At 63.4% G+C, this 25,685-nt stretch carries 19 protein-coding genes; 11 read left to right on the top strand and 8 right to left on the bottom strand.

The window, feature by feature from the left end; genetic code table 11:
- Positions 1–24: 24 nt before the first annotated feature.
- Complete coding sequence (locus tag MPN20_RS06855) at positions 25–1,401, bottom strand: MFS transporter (protein WP_242780754.1); 1,377 nt, start codon at positions 1,399–1,401, stop codon at positions 25–27.
- 346 nt (positions 1,402–1,747) lie between these two features.
- Between MPN20_RS06855 and MPN20_RS06850 the strand changes: the two genes are divergently transcribed.
- The 4 genes from MPN20_RS06850 (at position 1,748) to MPN20_RS06835 (ending at position 6,570) form a co-directional block, all read left to right on the top strand.
- Positions 1,748–3,274, top strand: a complete 1,527-nt coding sequence (locus MPN20_RS06850; RefSeq protein WP_242780753.1) for an SLC13 family permease — start codon at positions 1,748–1,750, stop codon at positions 3,272–3,274.
- Positions 3,271–4,710 (top strand): four-carbon acid sugar kinase family protein, encoded by a 1,440-nt coding sequence (locus MPN20_RS06845; RefSeq protein ID WP_242780752.1) that lies wholly within the window; start codon positions 3,271–3,273, stop codon positions 4,708–4,710. The genes MPN20_RS06850 and MPN20_RS06845 overlap by 4 nt, the downstream gene beginning before the upstream one ends.
- 86 nt (positions 4,711–4,796) lie before the next feature.
- Positions 4,797–5,840, top strand: coding sequence for a 4-hydroxythreonine-4-phosphate dehydrogenase PdxA (gene pdxA, locus MPN20_RS06840; protein WP_242780751.1), 1,044 nt, complete (start codon positions 4,797–4,799; stop codon positions 5,838–5,840).
- 10 nt (positions 5,841–5,850) lie between these two features.
- Positions 5,851–6,570 (top strand): DeoR/GlpR family DNA-binding transcription regulator, encoded by a 720-nt coding sequence (locus MPN20_RS06835; RefSeq protein ID WP_242780750.1) that lies wholly within the window; start codon positions 5,851–5,853, stop codon positions 6,568–6,570.
- Between the two features lie 56 nt (positions 6,571–6,626).
- On the opposite strand, the gene MPN20_RS06830 is transcribed toward MPN20_RS06835, so the two are convergent.
- From MPN20_RS06830 to MPN20_RS06815, 4 genes are all read right to left on the bottom strand, one after another.
- Positions 6,627–7,601 carry an NADP-dependent oxidoreductase gene (locus MPN20_RS06830; RefSeq protein ID WP_242780749.1) on the bottom strand — a complete coding sequence of 325 codons (975 nt, stop codon included), beginning with the start codon at positions 7,599–7,601 and terminating at the stop codon, positions 6,627–6,629.
- Between the two features lie 117 nt (positions 7,602–7,718).
- A complete protein-coding gene (locus tag MPN20_RS06825) occupies positions 7,719–9,323 on the bottom strand; it encodes a BCCT family transporter (RefSeq protein WP_242780748.1) in 1,605 nt (534 codons plus the stop codon).
- 238 nt (positions 9,324–9,561) lie between these two features.
- Positions 9,562–10,452, bottom strand: a complete 891-nt coding sequence (locus MPN20_RS06820; protein ID WP_242780747.1) for a universal stress protein — start codon at positions 10,450–10,452, stop codon at positions 9,562–9,564.
- Positions 10,449–11,942, bottom strand: a complete 1,494-nt coding sequence (locus MPN20_RS06815) for an amino acid permease (RefSeq protein ID WP_242780746.1) — start codon at positions 11,940–11,942, stop codon at positions 10,449–10,451. Before MPN20_RS06815 ends, MPN20_RS06820 begins: the two co-directional genes overlap by 4 nt.
- Before the next feature lie 515 nt (positions 11,943–12,457).
- Between MPN20_RS06815 and MPN20_RS06810 the strand changes: the two genes are divergently transcribed.
- Complete coding sequence (locus MPN20_RS06810; protein ID WP_242780745.1) at positions 12,458–13,843, top strand: MFS transporter; 1,386 nt, start codon at positions 12,458–12,460, stop codon at positions 13,841–13,843.
- Between the two features lie 137 nt (positions 13,844–13,980).
- Positions 13,981–15,597 (top strand): NERD domain-containing protein, encoded by a 1,617-nt coding sequence (locus tag MPN20_RS06805; protein WP_242780744.1) that lies wholly within the window; start codon positions 13,981–13,983, stop codon positions 15,595–15,597.
- Positions 15,598–15,630: 33 nt separating this feature from the next.
- Here MPN20_RS06805 and MPN20_RS06800 read toward each other — a convergent pair whose 3' ends face one another.
- Together MPN20_RS06800 and MPN20_RS06795 are read right to left on the bottom strand one after the other, a co-directional pair.
- The gene (locus tag MPN20_RS06800) at positions 15,631–17,193 is read right to left on the bottom strand and encodes an AMP-binding protein (protein WP_242780743.1); all 1,563 of its coding nucleotides are present in this window, start codon (positions 17,191–17,193) and stop codon (positions 15,631–15,633) included.
- Between the two features lie 44 nt (positions 17,194–17,237).
- Complete coding sequence (locus MPN20_RS06795) at positions 17,238–17,900, bottom strand: TetR/AcrR family transcriptional regulator (RefSeq protein WP_242780742.1); 663 nt, start codon at positions 17,898–17,900, stop codon at positions 17,238–17,240.
- 321 nt (positions 17,901–18,221) lie between these two features.
- Between MPN20_RS06795 and MPN20_RS06790 the strand changes: the two genes are divergently transcribed.
- Positions 18,222–19,388 (top strand): acyl-CoA dehydrogenase family protein, encoded by a 1,167-nt coding sequence (locus tag MPN20_RS06790; protein ID WP_242780741.1) that lies wholly within the window; start codon positions 18,222–18,224, stop codon positions 19,386–19,388.
- 61 nt (positions 19,389–19,449) lie between these two features.
- Here MPN20_RS06790 and MPN20_RS06785 read toward each other — a convergent pair whose 3' ends face one another.
- Positions 19,450–20,421 (bottom strand): NADPH:quinone oxidoreductase family protein, encoded by a 972-nt coding sequence (locus tag MPN20_RS06785; RefSeq protein WP_242780740.1) that lies wholly within the window; start codon positions 20,419–20,421, stop codon positions 19,450–19,452.
- Between the two features lie 153 nt (positions 20,422–20,574).
- Between MPN20_RS06785 and MPN20_RS06780 the strand changes: the two genes are divergently transcribed.
- From MPN20_RS06780 to MPN20_RS06765, 4 genes are read left to right on the top strand one after another with little or no spacing between them, the layout of a single operon-like run.
- Positions 20,575–21,609, top strand: a complete 1,035-nt coding sequence (locus MPN20_RS06780) for a phosphotransferase family protein (RefSeq protein WP_242780739.1) — start codon at positions 20,575–20,577, stop codon at positions 21,607–21,609.
- Positions 21,606–22,544 (top strand): SDR family oxidoreductase, encoded by a 939-nt coding sequence (locus tag MPN20_RS06775; RefSeq protein WP_242780738.1) that lies wholly within the window; start codon positions 21,606–21,608, stop codon positions 22,542–22,544. The genes MPN20_RS06780 and MPN20_RS06775 overlap by 4 nt, the downstream gene beginning before the upstream one ends.
- A complete protein-coding gene (locus tag MPN20_RS06770) occupies positions 22,528–23,733 on the top strand; it encodes an acyl-CoA dehydrogenase family protein (RefSeq protein ID WP_242780737.1) in 1,206 nt (401 codons plus the stop codon). Before MPN20_RS06775 ends, MPN20_RS06770 begins: the two co-directional genes overlap by 17 nt.
- Before the next feature lie 49 nt (positions 23,734–23,782).
- Positions 23,783–25,516 (top strand): AMP-binding protein, encoded by a 1,734-nt coding sequence (locus MPN20_RS06765; RefSeq protein ID WP_242780736.1) that lies wholly within the window; start codon positions 23,783–23,785, stop codon positions 25,514–25,516.
- Positions 25,517–25,685 lie beyond the last annotated feature (169 nt).

Here is a 25,685-nt window from a genome sequence, read left to right as displayed (position 1 = left end):
GTCTTTCCTCGTCTGTACCCTCTGTCATGCCCCGACCCCGGTGGATCTGCGCGCTGGCGCCCCTAAACGACCGGGACGGACGAGCGCCATGGCGATGACTCCGATTCCGGTGGCGACACCGGTGGCGATGAACATTCCGCCGAAGCCGCTAGCGCTGACGATGTAACCGGTGACGGTCGGTGCTGCGACTGCGGCAATATTCGCAATGAAGTGCGTCATTCCGCCGAAGGTACCTGTGCGCTCCGGCGCGGTGTCGATGACCACGGTCCAGTAGACCGCATTGGGCAGCGAGTTCAGGGCATTGCCGATCGCCATGACGAGCAACACTGCCGCAGCCGAATTCAGTGTGGGGATGAAGAGGAAGCAGATGGTCGTCAGTGCCAAGGAGACCATGGCGAAGCCGCTGCGAGCGATCCACAGACTACCGGTGCGGCGTCGCAGCCAGTCGCTGATCCGCCCGCCGAAGAGCACGGTGAAGCAGGCCCCGATCCACGGGATCATGCCCAGATACCACAGCGATCCAAGCTCGAACCCGAACTCGGACTGCAGGTAGCGCGGAGTCCAGGTGAGGATCATGAAGTTCACGTACATGAAGGCGAAATAGCCGATGGCATTGAAGACCAATGTCCGACTCTTGAAGAAGTCCCACCAGGCGAGCTTCCTGCTCGGTTCGTCGACAGTGGTCTCCACTGCGAGGACGTCGGCCTGACTGCGGATCGTGCGCAACTCGACCGGTGAGACACGCGGGTTCTCGTCGGGACGGTTGGTGAAGATCCGCAGCCACCAGAACAGCCACACGAACCCTGCCGCACCGAGGATGACGAAGACCCAGCGCCACGATCCGGTAAGAGTGATGAGTCCGACGGCGATCGGCGCTGTGAGCAGCGCCCCCAATGGGGTTCCCAGCAGGCCGACGGCGGACATGAAGCCGCGTTCCTTCACGGTCGCCCAATTGGCGACCGTCTTATTCACTGTTGCGTAGGTCGGGCCTTCAGCCAGGCCGAACGTAATGCGGAAGACGGCAAAGCCGACCAGAGCGGAACCGGCGAGTGCGACGCCCAGGTCTCCGGCGAAGATGACACCCACGACGAGGACTGACCAGCTCAACGTTGCAACCGTCCACATCCATCTCGGCCCCATCTTGTCGGCAAGGAAGCCGCCGATGAGTGCTCCGAACATGTAGCCGTACCCGAAGAAGCCGAGCACATTGCCCCACTCGGCAGGGTCGAGCGCGTACTCACCCATGATGCCTTCAGCGGCGTAGGAGATCGCTCCCCTGTCGACGTAGTTGATGACGGTGATGGCGACGATTCCGGTGAGTATCACCCACCGGAACTTGTCGGCGAAGAGCCTCGGGCGGGTTGTTTCGGTTGCTCGTCTTCGAGCGCTGGTGTTCGACATGATCAGAACGATATAGTCTGGATCACATTATTGCAATCGATTGTAGTTATGCGAAACGAGACCGCAGGAATTGTCGACGGCCCACCCGCCCTGAAGTGCAGCGCCGCGAGCGTCTAGCCGCAGCGTCGAACCGCGCCGTCGAACATTGCATAAATGTTCATGTATGAGTAATATTTGCTCATGTTGTTCAACTTCACATCCGACTCTCATGTTCGATGCCCGCGCTCGGCACCTCACCACAGCTCAGACATCGGCAACTGCCCAAGGTAACCAGCCCCGGGCCGCGCCGAGAGTCGGCCCGGCTCTACCCCGGCTCAGCTGAGCCGGCCTCACTCCGGAGGACCACATGGACCTGCAACTCATCTTGGCTCTGGTAGCCGGGATCGTGACGATCGTCGTCATCGTCCTGGCGACCCGGCTCGACGCCTTCATCGCTCTTCTCCTGGCAGCGGTCGTCACCGGCATCGTCGCCGGTCAAGACCTGCTCTCGATCATCGACTCCATCACCACGGGCTTCGGTGACACTCTGGCCAGCATCGGCATCGTCATCGGACTCGGCGTGGGCATCGGCAAGATCCTCGAAGTCTCCGGTGCCGCCGACTCCCTGGCCCGAGCCTTCCTGCGCATCTTCGGCAAGGGCCGCGAGCCCTGGGCCATGGGCACTGTCGGCTCGCTCGTGTCCATCCCTGTCTTCTGCGACTCGGGCTACGTCATCATGAACCCGCTCGCCCGCTCCATCGCCCGTGTGAAGAGGGGCGGCTACGTCACCCTCGCACTCGCACTGGGCTGCGGCATGACCTTGACTCACCACATGGTGCCGCCGACCCCGGGGCCGCTCGCTGCGACGGGCATCCTCGGCGCCGACATCGGTTCGGTCATCCTCGCGGGCCTCGTCTTCACCGCCTGCCTCCTGCCCGTCGTCGTCATCTACGCCCGCTGGATCGGACCCAAGCTCGAACCCGTCCTCAACAAGGCCGTCAAACACGACGTCTACGGTTCGGTGACCACCGCCTCGGCGGATGCGCATTCGGCCGGCTCGGCCACCGCCTCTGAAGGATCCGCAGGATCCTCCCGCGGTGGAGTCGACACGCTCACCGGCAGCGACTGGAACACAGCCGGCACAGCGGACAACACGGACACCGGCACATCCGACGCCGACGATGGGACCACCTCCGCGAAGAAGCCGGGAGCCTTCCTCGGATTCCTCCCGCTCATCGTCCCGCTGCTGCTCATCGTCGCGAACACGGTGAGCACCGCGATCGACAAGAACGCTCAGGGAGAACTCGCCGGCGACGCCTACGAACCATCCTCCTGGGTCGCACCCCTGGCGTTCCTCGGCAACCCCGTCGTCGCGCTCATCATCGGCCTCGTCCTCGCCGTCTACACGCTCCTGCCGCACCGGACCAAGAACAACACGGTCCAGAGCTGGCTGGCCGACGGCGCCGCATCCGCCGGACTCATCCTGCTCATCACCGGCGCCGGCGGCAGCTTCGGCCTGGTGCTGCGCGAGTCGGGCGTCGGCGATGCCCTCGCCGAGGCGATCGCCTCGATCAGTCTGCCCGCACTCCTCGTACCGTTCCTCATCGCCTCGCTCGTACGCTTGGCACAGGGTTCGGGTACGGTTGCGATGATCACCGCCGCCTCGGTCACCGCACCGCTCATCGCACCCCTGGGTCTGAGCCCGCTGGTCGCGGTCATGGCGTGCACCGCCGGCTCGATGGTCTTCTCGTACTTCAACGATTCGTACTTCTGGGTCGTCACCCGCTTCACCGGCCTCGACGGCATTAACGCAATCAAGGGCTGGTCGGGCATTACGACGGCGGTCTGGATCTGTTCCCTTCCGCTCCTGTTTGTGCTCGACTTGATCGTATGAGTGAACATTCCACGCCCCCGGCTCCGAAGCCGGACAAGTCCGCACCAGGATTCGGTGACGCGGCCAGCCCACGTATCCTCATCGTCGCCGACGACCTGACCGGCGGCAACGCCTGCGGTGCGCTCTTCGCCGAGGCGGGGCTGCGGACCATCACCGTGACCGGGACGAACCGGAGTGAGAAGGTCAACCTCGATGACCTTCTCGATGACTACGACGCCGTCGTGCTCAACGCCGACTCCCGGCACCTACCGCCGGAGGAGGCCGCTGAGATTACCGAATCGCTCATCAGCATCACCAGCGACATCGATCTCGTCGCCTGCCGTATCGACACAACCCTGCGCGGCAATGTCGGACCCTCCGCAGAGGCGGCCCTCAACGCCCGCAGGAAAGTAGCCGAGTCGGCCGCCGGACACGGTGGACAGAAGAAGCGGGTCATGGGTCTGTGCGTCCCTGCGTTTCCCACTGCGGGGCGAACCACCGTCCAAGGTCAACAGCTCCTTGAGGGACGACTGCTCGAACACACTGAGCTCAAACACGATGTCCGCTCCCCCATGCACACCTCCGATGTCGACGCGATCCTGCGAACCGGCACCGATCTCGACTCTCACCTCATCGAGATCTCGACGGTGCTCTCCGGCCACTGGGCGATTCGGTCCGCGGTCCTCGATGCCATCTCCGGTGGGGCTGACATCATCATCGCCGATGCCCTGACTGCTGATCACGTCAGACTCGTCGGATCTGTCGTCGCCTCAGTGACTCAGGAAATCGCAGAAGACCCCACCGGGGACGACAGCTTCGGCGCCCGAGCAAGGTCAGGTCTGCGCAACGGCGAGATCATCGACTGGGTGACCATCGACCCCGGTCCCGGCAGCCTCGCCCTCGCGCTGTCGCTGCTGCCGACTCGTCCCGGCGGCGCCATCCTCGGCATCTCGGGATCAGCCACCGAGGTGACTCGAGCTCAGCTGGCCACACTGGCCGACGACCCCACAATCACCATCATCCGTACCGTCCTCGATGAGGAGAACCTCCCCGACGTCGATGCCACACTCGAGCTGGTCGAGGAAGTCACCTCGGCGCGAGCGATCATCATCGCCACCGTACTCGAGTCGGGCGACCTGCTTGATCTCACCAACGAGCAGTCGGAGCTGACGACGAAGCGGCTGGCCATGATCGCAGCCGCAGTCATGACATCCCCTGTCATCACCGGCCTCTATACGACCGGTGGCGATGTCACGGCCATGGTGATGAGAGCCGTCGGCGCGGTCGGGATGGAGATCGAGAAGGAGATCATCCCGCTGGCCGTGGGCGGTCACCTTGTCGGAGGAAGCTCAGACGGACTGCCGATCGTGACGAAAGGCGGGCTCATCGGAGACTCGAGCACAGCCGTCAAGTGCCTCGACTACCTGATGGCGACCTCCCGCGTCGGACAAGGATGACATTTCACAGATCAGACCGGAGCCCAATGCCTGGACCCCGTCCTCCCGCACCGTCGAGACTGATGACACAACACAAGGAGAATGACATGACCGCGCCCGTACTCGCTGTGACCGTCGGTGACCCGGTGGGAATCGGCCCCGAGATCACCGCCAAGGTCCTCTCTGAATTCGCCGGACGCGATGACCAGCATGGCGTCGCCGTCGCTGACCTCGCCGTGATGAAGCGGGCCGTGGACGTCCTCGGCCTCGACGTCGAACTCCGTGCCATCAGTGACTGGTCGACACCTGCCGCTGGCGAAGGAGTCATCGACGTCTTCGACATCGGCGTCCTCGGTGATGACCTGCCCGAGTGGGGCGTCGTCGATGCCCATGCCGGCCACGCGGCCGTCGCTTCGATCGAGCTGGCCACGAAGGCCGCCATGGATCGGGAGATCGCGGGCATCGTCACCGGTCCCATCAACAAGGAAGCCGTGTGGAAGTCTGGCTCGAAGCACCTGGGCCACACGGAGATGCTCGGCGAGCTCACGGGCGTGACGAAGCAGGACACGATGTTCGTCGTCGAGAACACGAAGGTGCCGAACCACAAGCTCCAGATCTTCTTCGCCACCCGCCACATGTCGCTGCGCAAGGCCATCGACGCCCTGACGATCGACACCCAGGTCGATTCCATCGAGCGCGCCCACCGCGCCCTGCAGCTCTACGGAGTCCCCTCGCCGAGGTTGGCCGTCGCTGCGCTCAATCCGCACGGTGGCGAGAATGGTGCGTTCGGCGACGAGGAGATCGAGATTCTGCGCCCGGCAGTCGAGCGCGTGGTCGCAGGTGGGCTCGAGGTCGCCGGGCCGATCCCAGCGGATTCGGTCTTCCACCAGGGGCTGAGCGGCCGCTATGACGGAATCCTCTCCCAGTACCATGACCAGGGCCACATCGCGTCGAAGACCTTCGATTTCGACGGTACGATCTCGGTCACCGTAGGACTGCCGATCCTGCGCACCTCGGTCGACCACGGCACGGCCTTCGACATCGCGGGCCAAGGCATCGCCGATGCGGGCACCATGCGCTCGGCGTACACGGCCGCCATCGGATACGCGCCGTTCGTCGACGGGATCCGCACCGAGTACCTGCCGAAGTAAGCTTCACACCATGGCAATCCGCACGGGCACCCAGAAGCGCCGCGACGACATCCGGTCGCTGCTCAAGTCCGGTTCGTGGTCGATCTCCCGGCTCGCCGCGGAGTTGGACACGTCCGAATCGACGATCCGCCGCGACCTGCGGGAGATGGCGGAGTCCGGCGAGGTCATCCGCACGATCGGCGGGGCCACAGCGGCCGGCTATGTCGAGCCGCCTCTGGGGCAGAGGATGGAACTCCACGCCGAGGCGAAGGACACCATCGCGACCTGGGCGTTGACTCACATCAAGGATTCGAGTGTGCGCACGATCTTCCTCGATGCCGGGTCGACGACCGTGCGGCTGGCCGAGCGCATCCGCGATCGGGCCGATCTCACGGTCATCACGCGCGGCCTCGAGATCGCGCTCACGCTCGCCCATCCGATGGGGCCGAAGGTCATCATGGTCGGTGGTGAGGTCTCGACGATGTCGCACGGAACCACGGGGGCACTCAGCGACTACGCCCTCGGTCGGATCCACGTCGACGTCGCGTTCCTCGGCGCCGACGCGGTGGATCCTGCCCAGGGACTCGGCGAGCCGACCCTCGACGAGGCACGGACGAAGGAGCTCATCGCCGAACGCGCCAAGCGCGTCGTGGTGCTCGCCGACAGGTCGAAGGCCAGACGCGATGTGGCCGCGTGGGCACCCCTGCCCGAGGGGTGGATCTGGATCAACGAGCATGGAGTGCACGGCTAAGGTCAACGGCCAGCTTCACCGAGGGGCCCACCTCCTCGCTCACTTCATGGTCAGCTTCATTCCATGGTCAGCACCAGTTTGCCTGTCGTCGCGTTGGTCTCCCCTGCCTGATGAGCCTTCGCGGCATCTGTCAGCGGGAATGTGTCTGCGATCGTGGCCCGCAGCTGCCCGCTTTCGACGAGGGCAGCGATTTCGAGCATGCCCGCCTGATCGGCCTCGACGAGTATGGTTTTAGCCCGAACACCCAGAGCCTCAGCCTCCTCGGAGAGTCCCTCGGCCGGGACAGGAACCGTCGACACCATGATTCCCCCTGGCTTGAGAGTTCTCAGAGAGCGCAGCTGGTAGTCACCCCCGATGGTGTCAAAGGCGATGTCGATGTCGCGAACCTTCTCGACGAAGTCTTCCTCGCGATAGTCGATCATCTCGTCAGCACCCAGTCCTCGGACGAAATCATGTTTCGGTGCACTCGCCGTTCCGATGACATAGGCGCCTCGTGCCTTGGCGATCTGCACCGCCACGTGCCCCACTCCGCCTGCAGCGGCATGGACGAGAACCCGTTCACCGGGGGTGATCTTCGCGGTGTCAACCAAGGACTGCCACGCAGTCAGCGCCACGAGTGGGATCGCTCCCGCCTGCACGTGGTCGACGCTGCCGGGCTTGGGCACGAAGGCTCGTGTCGGACCTACAACGTACTCGGCGTGCGCGCCGACGCCGAAGGGATAGGGCAACATGCCGAAGACTTCGTCGCCCGGTTTGAACAGGGTCACGCCGACGCCCACCTGTTCGACCACCCCGGAGACGTCCCAGCCGAGGACGTACGGTGGGTCGGGGAGGAAGCGGGGGCCGCTTCGGTGCTTCCAATCCGTGGGGTTCACGCCTGATGCCTTCACCTTGATGAGGAGCTGGCTCGGTCCCGGCTTCGGCTTGGGCAGCTCCACCTCGTGGAGGACCTCGGGGCCGCCGAATTCGGTCTGGCTCATAGCCTTCATCGTCGTTGTGTCTGCTTGGGCACTGCTGTTCTCTTCGTTCACAGCCTCATTATGTCGGATGCCGAAGACCAACACCAGTAACAACATTGACGATATTCGATAGAACAGTGCCACACGGGAAGAAGCCCTCGACGAGGGTGGGGCGCAGTCAGTCTCATCTCAGGCCAGGTTCTGTTCCTTGGCCATCTGCCTGACATAGATCGGCGCCGCGAACAGTGAGGGCAACATGACAAAGCCCACCGGCACAGCGGTGATGACGATCGCCGATTGCAGCGCGTCGACCCCACCGTCTCCCAAGCTGATGAGCACGGCCGCAGTGACACCGATGAGCAGGGCCCACGTGGCCCGCAGCTTCGGCGATGGTTCACCGCTCGTCATGCATGACTGCGACATCGCGAACGACATGGAGTCCGTGGTCGTGGCCACGAAGGTCATAGTCAAGAGGAGGAAACCGAGGCTGATGATCAACGACAGCGGCAGGTTATCGCTGATGGCCATGACTGCGGCGGGCAGCCCTCCGTCCATCAGCGGTCCCGAGATGGAACCGGCAGACTTCTGTTCGAGGAAGATGCCTGTGCCGCCCAGGACAGTGAACCAGAACGTTGTGGCGATGGGAGGCAGAACCGTGGTGCTGATGAGCAGATCCCGAACGGTTCGGCCCTTTGAGATGCGAGCCACGAAGATTGCCATCAGCGGGGCATAGCCGAGGAACCAGCCGAAGAAGAACACTGTCCAGCCCGAGAGCCATTCGGTGTCTCCTCGGTAAAGCGTCATGGCGAAGAAGTCGGTCATGTACAAAGCGAAGCCGCTGAAGTAGCTCTTGATCACGAACCAGGCCGATCCGACCACGAGCACGGTGGCCATGAGTGCCAGCGCTATCCACACGTTGGCGCTGCTGAGGAAGCGGATGCCCCGGCTGACACCGGAGAAGACGCTGACGCCGGCGACGGCGGTGAGCACCGCAATCACAACGAGCTGCACGGGGTAGATATCGGGGATGCCGAACAGGGAGTTCAGACCGTAGGAGACCTGCATGCCGAGGAATCCGACAGGGCCGATCGTGCCGGCGGCGACAGAGATGACACAGACGATGTCGACCACGGCTGCAATCGGGCCGGTCGCAGCCTTCTTGCCCAGAACAAGGTAGAGCAGGCTGCGGGGACGCAGGGGCATCCCCTTTTCTGCGGCGCGCATCATCACGATCGTTCCCAGGGAACCGAGGATCGCCCAGGCCAGGAAGCCCCAGTCGATGAAGCTCGTGGCGAGCGCGGCGGCTACCTCGTCGAAGCCGCTGTCTCCGCTGTCGGCGAAGTAGGGCGGTGTCGTCGCGTAGTGGTACATCGGTTCCGCGGCCGCCCAGAAGACTCCCCCGGCAGCGAGCAATGTCGTCATGATCATGGCGACCCAGCTGAAGCGGTTGAAGTCTGGGCGGGCCTGATTGCCCAACCGTGCCTTGGCCCAAGGGGTGAAGATGAGGATGATGGCGATGAGTGCCGTGGCCAGCAGAAGGATCTGCCAGTACATGCCGAAGATGTCGGCGCAGGCGGCAAATGCGGTGCCCACCCAGGCTGACATCTTATCCGGAAGAATCAGGGCGAGGGCAACGAAGATCGCAAGGATTCCGACGCTGGTTCCCGCGACAGGGATGTCGATACGGCTGCGTTGGGCCACCTCGGCGGGCCCGGTCGGGGAATCGTGATCGGTGCCGACAGCGTCCGCCTCCTTTGCGGGAGGAGGTTCTGCATCCGTCTCGGATGATTCCAAATGGTTCCTGGTCTGGTCCACGTGTCGTGCTGCCTTCCGAGCCCCGCTGACCGAGGATTCGGCTACAGGACAGTCAGTTGAGTTGAGCGTTCTGTCAGGATTCGCAGTGCTCAAGCCTAGGACATCGGGTGGACGAACAGTCATTCCCTGAGCACGAAACCGTCTGGATGTGCGTCGACTCACTCGATTTCGCTGACTGTGTCATGCCAGGTAAGGCACTGGGCCCTTCTGTACCCAGCTAACGCCTGGGTCGGGGCAGCAGCACCATCGGCACCGGTGAGTGGCGCATGATGTGAGTGGCCGTGGACCCGAGGAACACACCGTGGAGGGCGCTCTCACTCGATCCGGCGACGAGGATGTCTCCGTCCTGCCAGTCGAAGGCATTGACCGCACTCGACCATCGGTCGCCGGTGACGATTTCCGTCCCGGTGACGTTGACCCCATCCTCACTGTTCTCGATCGCGGACACGATGTCGCTGTGTCCTGTCGTGACCTGGCTCCGCCAGTGGGAATACACACCTTGGTCGGAGAAGGCTCCCATGCCGGTGGGCCGCGAGGGTCTGACGGCGAAGGTCACGACCTCGACGCCGATGCCCAGCCAATGAGCTAGTCGTGCCACGGAATCGTAGTATCGCTCCGTCTTTCGCGAGGGGTCGACGGCGAAGACCAGACGCCTGATCTCCGTACGGTCCGAGTTGTAGCCGCGGGGCACCAGAGCAATCGGCAGCGGTGAGGAGTGGACGAGACGATCGGTCGTGCTGCCGAGGACGATGCGCCCCAGCGGCCCGCGCACCGAGGACCCGGTGACGAGAACTTGGGCGTTGTGGTCGATGGCTTCGGTGTGGAGCACCCGGGTCACGGATCGACCGGATCGCGTGACCACCTCGGCGTCCACATCCGCAGGAAGAGCCTCCTTGGCGTCGGCGATCGCCTGGGACGTCATGTCCTTGATCTCCTTCTTCCAGTCGTCGGAGACGCCGGAGAAGTCCGACATCTGACTGGAGGAGAACCGATCCTGGACGACACAGCAGAGGATGAGCGGTTCGCCCGAGGCTCGGGCGAGGTCGGCGCCGAAGCGTACAGCGGCACGGCTCTTCGTATCAACGCCGAATCCGACGAGAACACTCATTTCGAATCCCCCTCGCGTTCCTTAGCGCCCTCGCGTTCCTGACGAGCCAGACGTGATTTCCGGTTTCCGTAAGCGAAATAGACGACGAAGCCCAGCAACAACCAGACGATGAAGCGCAGCCAGGTCTCGACTGCGAGACTGACCATCAGTCCGAGGCAGGCCATGACCGAGACGATCGGCAGGAACGGCACCCACGGGGTCCGGAATGGTCGCTTCATATCCGGCGACGTCTTGCGCAGGACGATGACGGCGATCGAGACGACGACGAAGGCGAACAGCGTTCCAATGCTCACCATCTCCGCCAGCACGGAGATCGGCACGAGTCCGGAGAGGATGACCACGGCTCCGACGGTCAGCGCCGTCATCAGGACCGGGGTGCCCCAGCGCGGGTGGATGCGGGCGAAGATGCCCGGCAGCAGACCATCACGGGAGAGCGCGAAGCCGATGCGGCCCATGGCGACGATGTCGACGAGGATGACCGAGCTCAGGCCGGCCACGGCGGCGATGCCGATGAGGATTCCGGCCCAGCCGAGCCCGTTCTGCGTGAACACGTCGGCGACGGCGTCGCCTTCGGACAGCTTCGAGTAGTGGACCATACCGGTCACGACGAGGCAGACTCCGACGTAGAGGACCGTGCAGATCGCGAGCGTGCCGAGCAGCCCCATCGGCATGTCCTTGGCAGGCTTCTTCGTCTCCTCGCCGAGGTTGGCGATGGCTTCGAATCCCGAGTAGGCGAAGAATACGACCGCGGCTGCGACGAAGACGCCGACGACGCCGAAGCTCGAGGGTTCGATGCCCGAGACGAACTGCCACAGCGGAGCCTGGAGACCCTCAGCAGCTCCGGCCTCGACGTGCTTCGCCGGCGGGATGAAGGGCACGAGGTTGGCTGACTTGATGTAGAAGACGCCGACGACGATGACGAAGATGCAGACGAGGACCTTGATGACGACGAGTCCGTTGGTCACCCACTTCGATTCGCGGATGCCGCGCATCGCCACCCAGCCGAGGACAAGGGAGATGAAGATCGCGCCGAGGTTGACGATCGATCCCTCCTCGGCGAACCACTGCGAGGGCAGGTCGAACACACCCGCGATGTAACCGGACCAGCCGCGGGCGACGACAGATGCGCCGAGGGCGAATTCGAGGATGAGGTCCCACGCGATGATCCACGCGAAGATCTCTCCGATCGTGGAATATGCGTAGGTGTAGGAGCTGCCAGCGGTCGGGACGGCTGCGGCCAACTCCGCGTAGCAGAGTGCGGCCAGCAGGGCCACGAATCCGGCGATGACGAAGGAGATCATCACGGCTGGGCCCGCATTCTCCTTGGCCTCGAGACCGGTGAGCGTGAAGATACCGGTACCGATGACGATTCCGATGCCGAAGCCGATGAGGTCCTTGGCGCTGAGGTTCTTCCTCAGTTTTCCGCCCTCGCTCGCCTCATCGTTTTGGTGAATGACGTCGTTGACATCCTTCTTCCGAAGCACTCCCATGAGCAGATCTCCTCATCGTGACGGCCCAGTTCCGGTATGACCCAGGTCAGGTGCTTGGCAGACTACCACCGAGACAATCAATGGTGCGGAGAAATTTCGGGAGAACTGCGAAGATTGCAGATTTTGAATTCGACGATTGCAGATTATGAATTCGGGGACCGAGATCGGCGCGAATTCATGCGACGATTTCACCTCGAGGAGGCTTGGATATGTGACAATGCATTTTACTCGCTGATCGACTCCATCCGAAGTTGGTCATCGAATCGAATTGTTGTCAACCATCGGATGATAACGATATCCATGGCATTGCCTGTGAACCTTTTCGGCAGATCAGATTTTGGATTTCATTTACATCGCACCTGGTGAGAGGCTCGTATAGTCCGGAATGAGGCAGGGACACGCCGTTGATTTGACAGTATTTTCGCGTTGAAACGTTCAGCTGATGCTCGTAGCGTTCATAGTCGCTTCTCTCTAGAGGGCCACCTCGATGATGGCCCACACGATCGGAGGATTCCGTGAGCAACCCCAACACGCATCCCAGTTCAGACACCCCCGACGCCCCACCCGAACCAGACCTCAAGACTGTCCGCAAAGCCGTCGCAGCCTCTGCGGTCGGCAATGCGACAGAGTGGTTCGACTACGGACTGTACGCAGTCTCGATCACATACATCACCCAGCACTTCTTCCCCGGCAGCCACGGGCAGCTCCTAGCTCTGCTGACGTTCGCCGTCTCCTTCGTCTTCCGCCCGCTCGGCGGTATCGTCTGGGGTCCGATGGGCGATCGCCTCGGGCGCAAGACGGTCCTGGCCCTGACCATTCTGCTCATGGCCGGATCGACGTTCCTCATCGCCTTCCTGCCGAGCTATGCAACGATCGGCATCGCCGCGCCGATCATCCTCGTCCTTCTCCGCGTCGTCCAGGGCTTCTCCTCGGGCGGTGAGTACGGCGGTGCTGCGACGTTCATGGCCGAGTACGCACCGGATAAGCGTCGCGGCTTCTTCGGCAGCTTCCTCGAGTTCGGCACATTGGCCGGCATGGCTCTGGGCTCGCTCGTCGTCCTGCTGCTGCAGCTGGGCCTCGGCGAAGAGAAGATGATGGACTGGGGCTGGAGGATCCCATTCGTCCTCGCAGGACTGATGGGCGTCATCGGCCTCTACCTGCGGACCAAGCTCGACGAGTCCCCCGTCTACTCGGAGCTCGACGACAACGACCAGGGCAAGTCGGTCAAGGACGTCTTCCATACTCTCTTCACCGTCTACTGGAAACAGCTGCTCATCCTGGGCGGAATGGTCGTGGCCGTCAATGTCGTCAACTACACGCTGCTGTCATACATGCCGTCCTACCTGCAGGGACCTGTCGGCATGGGATCGAATGCCGCACTGACGGTCATGTTCCTGGCACAGGCCTTCATGATGGTGCTCATACCCTTCGGCGGAATGCTCTCCGACAAGGTCGGCCGCAAACCGGTGTGGTACTTCTCGCTCATCGGTCTCATCGTCGCCTCGGTGCCGATGTACATGCTCATGGCCAAAGGTCCGGTTTGGGCGCTGGTCGGATTCGCGGTGCTGGGCCTGCTCTACATCCCGCAGCTCGGCACGATCTCCGCAACCTTCCCGGCGATGTTCCCCGGCCCCGTCCGTTTCGCCGGATTTGCGATCTCCTACAACATCTCGACAGCGTTGTTCGGCGGTACGGCACCGTCGGCCAATGATGCGCTGATCGCGGCGACCGGGAACTCAATCGTGCCTGCCTACTACATGATGGGCGCCTGTGTGATCGGTCTGATCGCCACGTTCTTCATGAAGGAGACCAAGGGTGCGTCGCTGCGCGGCTCCGGTCTTCCCGAAGAGGGCGCCGACGTCGTCTTCGACGAATCGGAGCTCGCCGGCGACGCGAAGTGAGCTCTGAGTTCGCCGTCCACATGTGACGGACTCACCGATCGCTGAGAAGGATTTCGGGCCCGCTGATGACCAGCGGGCCCGAAGTCTGTCCGGCTGCCCTCCACCGGATTCCTCAGATCCTCGGCTAGTCTCGGCTTATGGTCACGTTGATTCCGCAGCAACCTGATTTCAAAGGCTCCACCGCCGAGGCGACGGTCTGGGAGTCCTTGTGCGAACAGCTCCCCGACGAGGCGACGATGGTCCACGGCCAACGTCTGACCGGAGACGACAAGGACGTCGAGATCGACATCCTCGTGCTCTGGCCCGGGTTCGGGATCGCCGTCATCGAGGTCAAAGGCGGCCGAGTCAGCGTCGAAGACGGAACGTGGATCACCCAGGACGGGCATGGCCGTCGAAATCGACTCAAGGTCTCCCCTGTCGAGCAGGCGATGGTCGCCAAGCACAACCTCGTCGACTATCTGCGCAACCGGGTCTCGACGCTGCCCGGGCCTATCAGCCATCTTGCGGTGCTTCCCTACACGCAGCTACCACAGGACTGGGATCAGCCGGACGCACCCCGGCGCCAGCTCGTCGATTCCACGCAGCTCGGTTCGATCGCCGGCGTCATCTCCGCCCAGCTGAGATACGACTTCAACCCTGAGCGCGACAGCATCTCCACTTCCCACGAGTTCGTCCTGAAGAACCTGCGCCGGACGAATCAAGCGGTGGAGAACGTCAGCCTCAGAGCCTCAGAGATCTCCGACCGCGCCGACGAACTCAGCCGGGAGCAGGCGAAGCTCATCAACATTCTGCGGCACCAGAATCGAGCCGAGATCAGCGGTGGCGCCGGAACCGGCAAGACCTACCTGGCGCTGCTCAAAGCCCAGTCGCTCACGCGCGAGGGCAAACGGGTCGCCCTCATGTGCTATTCCCGCGGTCTGGGCCGGTTCCTCCAGCTCTTCACCGCCCACTGGCCAGAAGAGGACCGCCCAGCATATGTGGGCCTGTTCCACGATCTGCCGATCTCCTGGGGAGCGGCACCGGGCAGCGATGACGATTCCGAGTACTGGGAGCGCGACCTGCCGCTGCAGCTCAAAGACCTCGCCGACGAGCGTCCGCGGAAGAATCTCTTCGATGCCATCGTCATCGACGAGGGCCAGGATTTCAGCCTCCTGTGGTGGGAAGCCGTCCAATCATGCTTGCGCAATCAGGTCGACGGCACGCTCTACGTCTTCACCGATGAACGGCAGCGGATCTTCGGCCGTCAGGGCGCGTCCCCGATCACGATGAACCCGATCCAACTCGATGAGAATCTGCGCAACTCCGAACAGATCGTGGCCGGTTTCGCCGACCTCGCCATCGACCCGCCGATTCCCCGCAACGGTCCCGGCGAGGAGATCGACTGGGTCGAGACCGACCTCGAGTCAGCTCTGGCCGAAGCGGACGGGCAGGTCGAATCGCTCATGGATGCAGGCTGGAACCCCGGCGACATCGCACTGCTCACCACGGGCAGCCGACACCCCGAGCAGCGATCGATCGTGGAGACCGAGGGGACGTCGGCCTACTGGGACCAGTTCTTCGCCACCGAAGACGTCTTCTACGGCCACGTCCTCGGGTTCAAAGGCCTCGAACGACCCGTCGTGGTCCTGTGCATCAACGGCTTCCGCGACGTCGAACGGGCAGTGGACATGCTCTACGTGGGGATGTCCCGGGCCACGACGAAACTCGTAGTCGTCGGCGACATGAGTGCGTTCGACCAGGTCTACGGCGTGTGAGAAAAGCTGACGACTCGCGCAGCACAGTGCGATTCATCCTGCCAGCGTCGCGGGATCCGGCAGCTTGCGTTTGACCAGCTTCCCCGTCGGCGTGCGCGGCAGCTCCGGGACGAAGTAGAACTCGCGGGGAATCTTGAACCGAGCCAACCGGTCGACCAGCCAGCTGCGGATCTCATCGGCCTGCCCCGCCCCAGCGACGCCATCGGCCAACTGCACGAACGCGACTGGAATCTGCCCGAGTTCGTCATCGGCCTTGCCCACCACGGCCACGTCGGCGATCTGGGGCCGCAGGGCGAGCGCATTCTCGATCTCCTGCGGGTAGATGTTCACACCACCGGAGATGATGAGGCCCGTGGTGCGCTCGGCGATGTAGAGAAACCGGTCCTCGTCAAGGTAGCCCATATCTCCGGTCGTCGCCCACGTGTCCGGGTGATCCGGGTGCCTGGACGCCGCGGTCTTCGACGGATCCTTGTAGTATTCGAACAGTGCCGAGGCGGCTTCGAAGTAGATGACTCCGACCTCACCAGCTGGCAGCTCCTCCCCACCTGGCCCGCAGATGTGGACGATGCCTTTGACTCCGTCACGCCCGACCGAGCCCGGCCTCTCGAGCGCCTGCTGACTATCGATGATGGTAATACCGTTGCTTTCGGTCGCGGCATAGTACTCATGGACCACCGGACCCCACCATTCGATCATGGCCCGCTTGACCTCCGGTGGGCATGGGGCGGCGGCGTGTATGGCGACCTTGAGGCTGGAGACGTCGAAGGAACGACGCACCTCGTCGGGCAGTTTGAGCATCCGGATGAACATCGTGGGCACCCACTGCGAGTGCGTGACACGGTGCTTCTCGATCAGCGCCAATGCGTTCTCGGCATCGAAGTGGGGCATGACGACAACGGTGCCGCCCTGTGAGTGCGTCGTCATCACGTACCGCAGCGGTGCGGCGTGGTAGAGAGGCGCGGGCGAGAGGTAGACCGTCTCATCGTCGAACCCGTAGAGGGCGCGGAACAGGCTGATGAGCGGAACGTCCTCGTCCTCGATGAGCAGGTCCGTGGCCCCGGGCAGGATGCCCTTCGGTCGTCCGGTCGTGCCCGAGGAGTAGAGCATGTCGTCACCGCGGGGCTCGACCTCGGGCCTATCCGCCGAGGCGGCCGCGAGCACCTCTTCATAGTCGTCCCAGCCAGCGAAGGTTTCCCCCGCCTCACCGTCGGGGACAGCATCGATGCGGATCCGGTTCTCGATCTGCTGGCACCCAGCAGCGACCTCGCCTGCATTCTCCATACGGGTCGAGAGAAGGAAGGCACGAGCGTCGCAGTCATCGACGATGTAGGCCGATTCCGTCGCCGTCAGATGAGAATTGACGACCGTGATGATGGTCCCGGTGCGCAGCGCCGCCCACAGTGCCTCGATGATCTCGAACCGGTTCTCGGCCATGACCGCGATGTGGTCGCCCTTCTCGAAGCCTTTCGAGCGCAGGTGGTTGGCCAGCCGAAGTGATCGGTCCTCCAGCTCGCCGTAGGTGAGCACCGCATCGGTGTCCGCCATGATGAGAGCGGGTTTGTCGGGATTCTGTGCTGCCCATTTTCCTGGATACATGTTACTTCCTCGTCATCGTCGACATCGGTGGTCATCGGGTCGGTTCAGCGCGGGTCCACGGCGGGTGCGTCCGTCAGGAGGGACCTGGCGATCTGCTGCCAGGTTGTGATCATCGGTTCGGTCTGGGGATCGAGGTGGGAGAACGTGTAGGTCACGGCCATCCCGCGCATGCTCGAGAAGAGCACGGAGAACATGTGGTCGTATCCTGCCTGCGACGCGATGGCCGGCCCGAACAGCTCGCGAGCATTCTCTCTCACTCTTTCGAACACGTTCTTCTCATGCGCCCTGACCTTGTCGGCGAGCGCATCGTCGGTTCGCGACGCTATCCACAGCTCCAGAGCGGTGAAGAAGCTCGAGTGCATCAGCCCCGCCCATAGGATCATCACGGCCCAGTCGGACCTCTTCTCCACCTCGGCGGCGGGCGGACGCTTTTCGGCCAGGGACAGACTGAAGTCATCGGTGCGGTCCTCGAGATTCCGGTTGAGGCGCTGTTCGCCGAGGCGGGTGACCGCAGCCGTGAGCAGCTCCCTCTTCGACGGGAAGTGGTGGAGCAGTCTGCCGCGGGTCACTCCCGCCTTCGCCTGGACCTTCATCGTGGTCGTCGCCGCATAGCCTTCGGCGAGCAGACACTCGATCGTCGCGTCGAGGATGAGCTCCTGCGACCGGGCGGTGCGATCTGCCTGGCCTACTCGGTCAGGGTCAGTCATTTCGAGGCCATCCGGATCGCGCCGTCGAGCCTGATGACCTCTCCGTTGCGCATCGGCTTGGCCACGATGTCGCGAATCTCCATCTGACGGCTCCTCTGCAATCGCTGGGACGAACAGCAGCCTCGGCGGCTATTCGCTGCCACACTGCATGCGTCCGTGTCTGCCGTACTGCTGTCCACTGACTTACGGTCGACCTTGACTGTTTCTCGTCTTCGTGGAAATCTTAACGCACGATCAGTTATCTGGGTCACATTTTCAGCAGCGGATTCCTTCGCCACCCTGAAACTGCACTGAACCCGCTCGACGAAGAGGACACCACCTGTGAAGAGGAACCTGTACAACGAAGACCACGAAGCCTTCCGCGGCACCGTCGCCACCTTCCTCGACCGTGAGGTCGTGCCCCACGTCGAGGCCTGGGAGGAGAACCATCTCGTCGACCGATCGATGTGGAAGAAGGCCGCCGAGGCGGGCGTCATCGGCCTGACCATCCCCGAGGAATTCGGTGGAGCCGGAGTCGATGACTTCCGATTCGAGATGGTCCGGGCCGAAGAGATCGCTCGCCGAGGCGTCGGTGGGACCACAAGTGGATGGGGCGTATCCGACGGCATCGTTCCCGGCTACCTCCTGGCCTTCGGCACCCAGGCTCAGAAGGAGAAGTACCTGCCAGGCCTTGCCTCGGGCGAGGCGATCGGTGCGATCGCCATGACCGAGCCGAATGCCGGCTCTGACCTGCAAGGCATCACGACCAAGGCTGTGCGCGACGGGGACGGCTGGGTGATCAACGGCGCGAAGACCTTCATCACCAATGGCTATCACTGCGACTTCGTCATCGTCGTCGCCCGCACGAACCCCGACGCCAAACCGTCCCAGGGGACTTCACTGTTCATCGTCGACGACGGCACACCGGGCTTCGAACGCGGGCGCAAGCTCAAGAAGCTCGGCATGGACGCCCAGGACACCTCGGAGCTTTCCTTCTCCGATGTGCGCGTGCCCGCCGATGCCCTCCTCGGCGAACTCGACCAAGGGTTCATCCACCTCATGGTCAACCTGCCGACCGAGCGCATGCTCATCGGTTCGGGAACACTGGCCGGCGCCAGAGCAGCACTTGCATGGACGGGCGAATACGTCTTCACCCGGCCAGCGTTCGGGCAGACGATCGGGGACTTCCAGAACACGCGCTTCGAACTCGCCGAGCTCGAAACCCGCGTCGATGCCCTTGAGGCATTCGTCGACCGCTGTGCGCTGGCACTCAACGCCGGTGAGCTGACTCCCGTCGACGCAGCCAAGGCGAAGTACCTGGGCTCCGACCTCGAGATCGAGGTCATCAACAGGTGCCTGCAGCTCTTCGGCGGCTATGGTTACATGCTCGAATACCCGATCACCCGAGCGTTCAAGGACAGCCGGGTCCAGGCGATCTTCGGCGGATCGAACGAGGTGATGAAGGAACTCGTCGGCCGCGACATCGCCAAGCGCCACCGCCGAAAGTGAGGTGTGCGGTGCAACCGTGGATTGCCCACAGCCGCACCGCACACTTGTGTTTTAGCGCTCTCTACTCGCCTTTGAGTTCGAGGAGGACCTTGCCCTGCACACTGCGGGAATCGAGTTCGCCGACCGCCTTCGCGGCGTCGCTGAGCGGGTAGGTGCCGTGAATCGCCGGATTGAGCTTGCCCGCGGCCACATAGTCGGCGATCGCGTCCCACTGCTCGGCAATGTAGCCGGGCCGCTCGCGGGTCGCGGCTCCCCACGCCACACCATCGACGGAGATGTTCTTCAGCAGCAGACGATTGACCTTGACCGAGGGGATCTCACCGGCAGTGAATCCGAGGACCAGAAGGCGTCCATAGGGTGCGAGCACTCGGGTCGAGTCGGTGAAGCGGTCCCCGCCGACCGGGTCGAAGACATAGTCGACTCCGTTCGGGTAGATCTCCTTGGTCGCGTCCTTGAATCTCTCGGCCATGACCACGTGGGTGGCACCGAGCCCTCGCACGGTCTCAGCCTTGGCCTCCGTCGAGACCACACCGACGACGTCGAGGCCGATGGCCAGCGCCATCTGCACGGCAGCCGAGCCGAGCCCGCCGGCGGCACCGTGGACGAGGATGGACTGACCGGCCTTCGCCTGCGCCCTCAAACGCAATGCGAAGTCCGCGGTGAGCACGTTCATCGGCATTCCCGCCGCATGCGCCAGACTGATGCCGTCCGGCACGGGCACCGTCTGCTCATCATTGACCACCATGAATTCGGCGAACGAGCCTTTGCCGGGGATGGCGGCCACACGGTCGCCCACGGAGAAGCGGGACCCAGGTCCAGCCTCGGCGACGATGCCGGCAGCCTCCGAACCGAGGACGAACGGCAGATCGTGCTTGACCTGATACATGCCCCGGGTCTGGAGCAGCTCAGGGAAGGTCACACCGGCATAGGCGACCTCGATGAGCACTTCGCGCTCCCCCGGGCTCGGCCGATCAACCTCGGCGAGCTCCACATCGTCGGGCCCGGTCAGAGCGGTTACGCGAATGGCTCTCATGATTTCCTCACTGTCGATGAAAGGTGCTTGGGACAACCCAATCATCACTATCACATTCGACCGTGACTGGCATCACGATTTCAGCTTGACTCACACGCCCGGGTTGAATACTGTGAACGAAACTGAACGATTGTTCACTTGGGAGGGTCGACGTTGACCACAGCACCTGCAGGATTCGATGCCGAAACCATCGGACCATGGATTGAGAACCGGTTCGGAGTCACCGACTTCGACGTCCAAGTCATGTCCGTCGGACGGTCGAATCTCACTTTCACGATCACCGTTGGAGGCCAGCCTCGATGGGTGCTCCGGCGTCCGCCGCTGGGACACACCGGCGGCAGCGCCCACAACGTCTCCCGCGAGGGACGGATCATGGCCGCGCTCAAGGACAGCCCAGTTCCCGTCCCGCACGTCATCGACATCGTCGACGATTCCGAGATCCTCGACGTGCCATTCGTCTTCATGGACCACTGCCCCGGCTTCGCCATGAACGCCGCGACCGACTGGGCGCGGATCTCAGATGGCCCCGGACTCGACGACAAACGAGCATGCGCGTTCGGCATGGTCGACACCCTGGCCGCGATCCATCACGTCAACATCGACGAGGTCGGCCTCGGGGATCTGCGCCGCGACGGTGGTCTCATCGAACGTCAGCTGCGGCGTTGGCTCGGGCAGGTCGAAGCGATCTCGATGCGCGACACCCCCGTCATCCACGAGGTCCACGACGCCCTCGCCCAGAGAATGCCCGACCCGGCAGGCAGTCCCGTCGGTCTGGCCCACGGCGATTTCAAACCCAACAACATGATCTTCGCCCCCGACGGCGCGGTCAACGCGGTCGTCGACTGGGAGCTCACAGCAGTCGGCGAGGTGCTCACCGATCTGGGCTACTTCGTCGCGATGCTCACCGTGCCTCAGGAGTACACGAGCATCTGGGTCCCGACCCCCGATCAGGGGTTCCCCGAATCCGCCGAGATCATCGACCGCTACCAGAAGGTCAGCGGCCACGAGGTCCACGATGTCGGCTACTACGAGGCCTTCGCCATGTGGAAGCTCGCGTGCATCCGTGAGGGTGTCTACACACGCCTCGTGACCGGCAAGATGGGCGACCTCGACCTCGATCCGGAAACCGCAGGCGCCGGAGTCGAAGACCTGGCCCGCCAAGCCCTGACCATTCTGGAGAAGTCATGAGCACGCACAGCGACAGCACACCCGACGACAACGCATCCAGCGACTACACATCCAGCGACAACGCTGCGGGTACGAACATCGTGAAAGCCCCCGCAGCCGGCAAACGCGTCATCGTCACCGGTGCTGCAGGCGGGATCGGCGCAGCACTGGCCACCGAACTCATCACACGCGGTGCCCGAGTGGTCCTCGCCGACCTCTCCCCCACAGTCACTGAGACCGCTGCGGCACTTGATGCCTCGGCTGATGCCTCGGCTGATGCCTCGGCTCACGCGTGGGTCGGGGACGTGTCCTCAGTGGCGGGGATCGACGATCTCATCGGCTTCGCCGACGACCGCCTCGGCGGGGTCGACATGTACTTCGCGAACGCCGGCATCATCGGACCCGCCGGCCTCGGCGACACTGACGGTGATTGGGACGCGATCATCGACGTCAACATGCGTGCCCACATCCGCGCCGCCCAAGCCCTGGTCCCCCGCTGGCAGGAGGCCGGGTCGGGATATTTCGTCGCGACCGCCTCGGCGGCGGGCCTGCTCACCCAGATCGGATCGGCGGCGTACTCGGTGACCAAACACGCCTCGGTCGGCTTCGCCGAATGGCTGTCGCTGACCTATCGCGATGACGGAATCCGAGCTTCGGTGATCGCTCCGATGGGTGTCGATACGGACCTGCTGCGCGCCAGCGGAGCCGACGGGCCGGCACAGGCCGCGGTCACCGAAGCCGGTACCGTGCTCAGCCCCGCAGCAGTTGCGACCGTGGTCCTCGACGCCGTCGAGAGCGAACAGTTCCTCATCCTGCCCCACCCTGAGGTGCTCGACATGTATCGCATGAAAGGCAGCGACTACGACCGCTGGCTCAAGGGAATGAGCCGCTATCAGAGACGACTCAACGAACAGACCCGACTCAACGAGGAGAGCACACATGCTGGAAACCACTGACCGCAGCCGCGACTACCAGGAGCGCCTGACGAAGTTCATGGACGAGTTCGTCTACCCGGCAGAATCCGTCTATGCCGAGCAGATGGCGGCTGCAGACAGCCCGCACACGCAGCCGCAGATCCTCGAGGACCTCAAAGCCGAGGCCAAGAGTCAGGGACTGTGGAACCTCTTCCACCCGGATCCCGAATGGGGCCCGGGCCTGTCGAACCTCGAGTACGCACCCCTGGCCGAGATCACCGGCCACAGCATCGAGATCGCCCCAGAGGCCATCAACTGCAACGCCCCGGACACCGGAAACATGGAGGTCTTCACCCGCTTCGGCACCGACGAGCACAAGGAGAACTACCTCAAGCCGCTGCTCGACGGCACGATCGCCTCGGCCTTCGCGATGACCGAGCCTGCCGTCGCCAGCTCGGACGCGACGAACGTCGAGATGAGTATGGAAGCCACCGACGACGGATTCGTCCTCAACGGCCGCAAGTGGTTCGCCTCGAACGGCATGCACCCGAACTGCCGCGTCCTCATCGTCATGGGCAAGACCTCCCCCAGCGCCGAGACGCACCGCCAGCAGTCGATGCTCGTCGTCCCGATCGACGCCCCCGGTGTCACCGTCGTACGCAACTTGCCTGTCTTCGGCTTCCACGACCGCGAAGGCCATGCCGAGATCACCTTCGAGGACGTCCACGTCTCCGCCAAGGACATCCTCAAGGGAGAAGGCGAAGGATTCGCAATCAGCCAGGCCCGTCTGGGACCGGGCCGCATCCACCACTGCATGCGCGCGATCGGCGCGGCCGAACGTGCGCTGGAACTCATGGTCAAACGCGCCGAGGAGCGCGTGACCTTCGGTGAGAAGCTGTCGTCGCGCTCAAACATCCAGGACTGGATCGCCGAGGCTCGCATCGAGATCGACCAGGCGCGACTGCTGACCCTGCACGCAGCGGACATGATGGACAAACACGGCAACAAGGTCGCGAAGAACGAGATCGCCGAGATCAAGGTCATCGCTCCAACCATGGCGCTCAAGGTCATCGATCGCGCGATCCAGGTCCACGGCGGCGCCGGCGTCACCCAAGACTTCCCGCTCGCGAGCATGTGGGCCCACATGCGCACCCTGCGCCTGGCCGACGGTCCCGACGAGGTCCACAAGCGCTCGATCGCTCGCAACGAGATCAAGAAGTACCGAAAGTAAACCAGCACACCCTGTTCGACACCCATTCAACGATGAAGGAAGCGAAGCAATGAGCACTTGGTTCGACACACGCCCCTGGCTGAACACGTGGGGCGACCTGATCACCGAGCCCCTCACTTTGGAGAAGTCCACGACGCTTGAGGACCTGGCGGCGACCGTCTCCGCACGCGGCGAGGCAGAGGCACTCAACTACTACGGGTTCACGCTGACCTGGTCGGACTTCGACCGGTACTCCACGGCCTTCGCCGCGTACCTGTCCGAGCAGGGCATCACCTCCGGCGACCGGGTGGGCATCTACGACCAGAACACCCCGGCCTTCATGATTGCGACTTACGGAATCTGGAAAGCAGGCGGCACCGTCGTTCCGCTCAATCCCATGTATCGCGGGGAGCTCGAGCACATCTTCGCCGACGCCGAGGTGAAGGCACTGATGGTCTCGAAGGCGGCGTTCCTCGACCGGGTGGCTCCGTACGCGAAGGACGTCCCGGTTGTTGTGCTCAGCGACGACCGCGCCTTCCAGACCGAGGGCCCGGACTCGATCTTCGCGATGTTCGACGCTCTGCCCGGCACCCCCGGGAAGAATCCGGGGACCGGGGAGGTTCCCGACCGACCTGACTTCCAGGCTGTCGTCGACTCTCACCTCGATGCGGACTTCACCCCGGTGACTCCCACCTCTGAGGATGAGGCGATCGTCGTCTACACCTCGGGCACGTCGGGCAAGGCGAAAGGTGCTTCCGGTACCCATGCCTCCGTGTCGAGCAATTCCCGCTACTGCCTGCGGACCCCGACCTTCGAAGCCGGCGACGGATTCCTCACCCTGGCACCGATCTTCCACATCACCGGGTTCATCTGTCAGTTCGTCGCGGGTGTCGCCGGCGGTGCCCGTCTGATCCTGAACTACCGCTTCGAACCCACCGCGTTCCTCGACCTCATCCTCAAGGAGCAGCCGACGTACATGGCAGGGCCGGCAACGGTCTACACCGCGATGCTCGCTCATCCTGCCGTCACACCAGCGCACTTCGCACCGTTCAAGCGCATGATGTCGGGTGGAGCACCGCTTCCCGAGGGACTGGTCAACAAGTTCGAGGAGAAGACCGGCGTCTACATCGGACAGGGCTACGGGCTGACCGAGACCTGCGCTCAGGCCGCCACCGTACCGCCGGGGATGAGGGCTCCGGTCGACCCCGACAGCGGGAATCTCTCCTGCGGTCTGCCTCAACCCGACACCATGATCCGCATCCTCGACGACTCCGGGGAACCGCTGGGACCCAATGAGATCGGTGAAGTCGCGATCTCGGGACCGGAAGTCGTCTCCGAATACATCAACAATGCCAAGGCCACGTCGGAGCAGATCCCCGGCGGCGAGCTGCGCACCGGTGACGTCGGCTATATGAACGACGACGGATGGCTGTTCATCGTCGATCGGAAGAAGGACATGATCAACGCGTCCGGCTTCAAAGTGTGGCCCCGCGAAGTCGAGGATGTCCTCTACACACACCCGGCCATCCAGGAAGCAGCCGTCGTCGGCATCCCCGACGAGTACCGAGGCGAGAGCGTCGCTGCGTTCGTCACCCTGCAGTCGGGACCTGAAGCGGACACAGTCAGTGGGGCGGAGATCGTCGCCTTCTGTCGGGAGAAGCTGGCCTCGTACAAGGCTCCGCGTCAGGTGACGATCATCGACGAACTGCCGAAGACGAGTTCAGGCAAGGTCCTGCGCCGTACGATTCGTGCCGATGCTGTCGCCGCGGCGAAGGCCGCGCAGGAGGCCGCCGGCACGAACTGAGAGTTTGAGCCTCTGAACGTATGAGGCTCTGTGTGCAAGCGACTCCGAACGTCACCGGGTCACGAATACGCCACTGTTCGATCGTTCGATTGCTCTTGGCGAGCGGTCGCAGTAGCGTACTTCTGTGAAGCCGGTGACGTTCGCCGACCAAGGGAAATGTGAAGAGGGT

It is taken from the genome of Brevibacterium sp. ZH18, assembly GCF_022748595.1.
GTDB lineage: Bacteria > Actinomycetota > Actinomycetes > Actinomycetales > Brevibacteriaceae > Brevibacterium.
The sequence above is the reverse complement of the archived record's forward strand: the minus strand, read 5'-3'. Positions and strand labels throughout refer to the sequence as shown.

What these genes read in the sequence shown, in the direction of transcription:
- MPN20_RS06855 (WP_242780754.1), bottom strand. Translation starts at nt 1,401, where the DNA reads ATGTCGAACACCAGCGCTCGAAGACGAGCAACCGAAACAACCCGCCCG.
- MPN20_RS06850 (WP_242780753.1), top strand. Translation starts at nt 1,748, where the DNA reads ATGGACCTGCAACTCATCTTGGCTCTGGTAGCCGGGATCGTGACGATC.
- MPN20_RS06845 (WP_242780752.1), top strand. Translation starts at nt 3,271, where the DNA reads ATGAGTGAACATTCCACGCCCCCGGCTCCGAAGCCGGACAAGTCCGCA.
- pdxA (WP_242780751.1), top strand. Translation starts at nt 4,797, where the DNA reads ATGACCGCGCCCGTACTCGCTGTGACCGTCGGTGACCCGGTGGGAATC.
- MPN20_RS06835 (WP_242780750.1), top strand. Translation starts at nt 5,851, where the DNA reads ATGGCAATCCGCACGGGCACCCAGAAGCGCCGCGACGACATCCGGTCG.
- MPN20_RS06820 (WP_242780747.1), bottom strand. Translation starts at nt 10,452, where the DNA reads ATGAGTGTTCTCGTCGGATTCGGCGTTGATACGAAGAGCCGTGCCGCT.
- MPN20_RS06815 (WP_242780746.1), bottom strand. Translation starts at nt 11,942, where the DNA reads ATGGGAGTGCTTCGGAAGAAGGATGTCAACGACGTCATTCACCAAAAC.
- MPN20_RS06805 (WP_242780744.1), top strand. Translation starts at nt 13,981, where the DNA reads ATGGTCACGTTGATTCCGCAGCAACCTGATTTCAAAGGCTCCACCGCC.
- MPN20_RS06800 (WP_242780743.1), bottom strand. Translation starts at nt 17,193, where the DNA reads ATGTATCCAGGAAAATGGGCAGCACAGAATCCCGACAAACCCGCTCTC.
- MPN20_RS06795 (WP_242780742.1), bottom strand. Translation starts at nt 17,900, where the DNA reads ATGACTGACCCTGACCGAGTAGGCCAGGCAGATCGCACCGCCCGGTCG.
- MPN20_RS06785 (WP_242780740.1), bottom strand. Translation starts at nt 20,421, where the DNA reads ATGAGAGCCATTCGCGTAACCGCTCTGACCGGGCCCGACGATGTGGAG.
- MPN20_RS06775 (WP_242780738.1), top strand. Translation starts at nt 21,606, where the DNA reads ATGAGCACGCACAGCGACAGCACACCCGACGACAACGCATCCAGCGAC.
- MPN20_RS06770 (WP_242780737.1), top strand. Translation starts at nt 22,528, where the DNA reads ATGCTGGAAACCACTGACCGCAGCCGCGACTACCAGGAGCGCCTGACG.
- MPN20_RS06765 (WP_242780736.1), top strand. Translation starts at nt 23,783, where the DNA reads ATGAGCACTTGGTTCGACACACGCCCCTGGCTGAACACGTGGGGCGAC.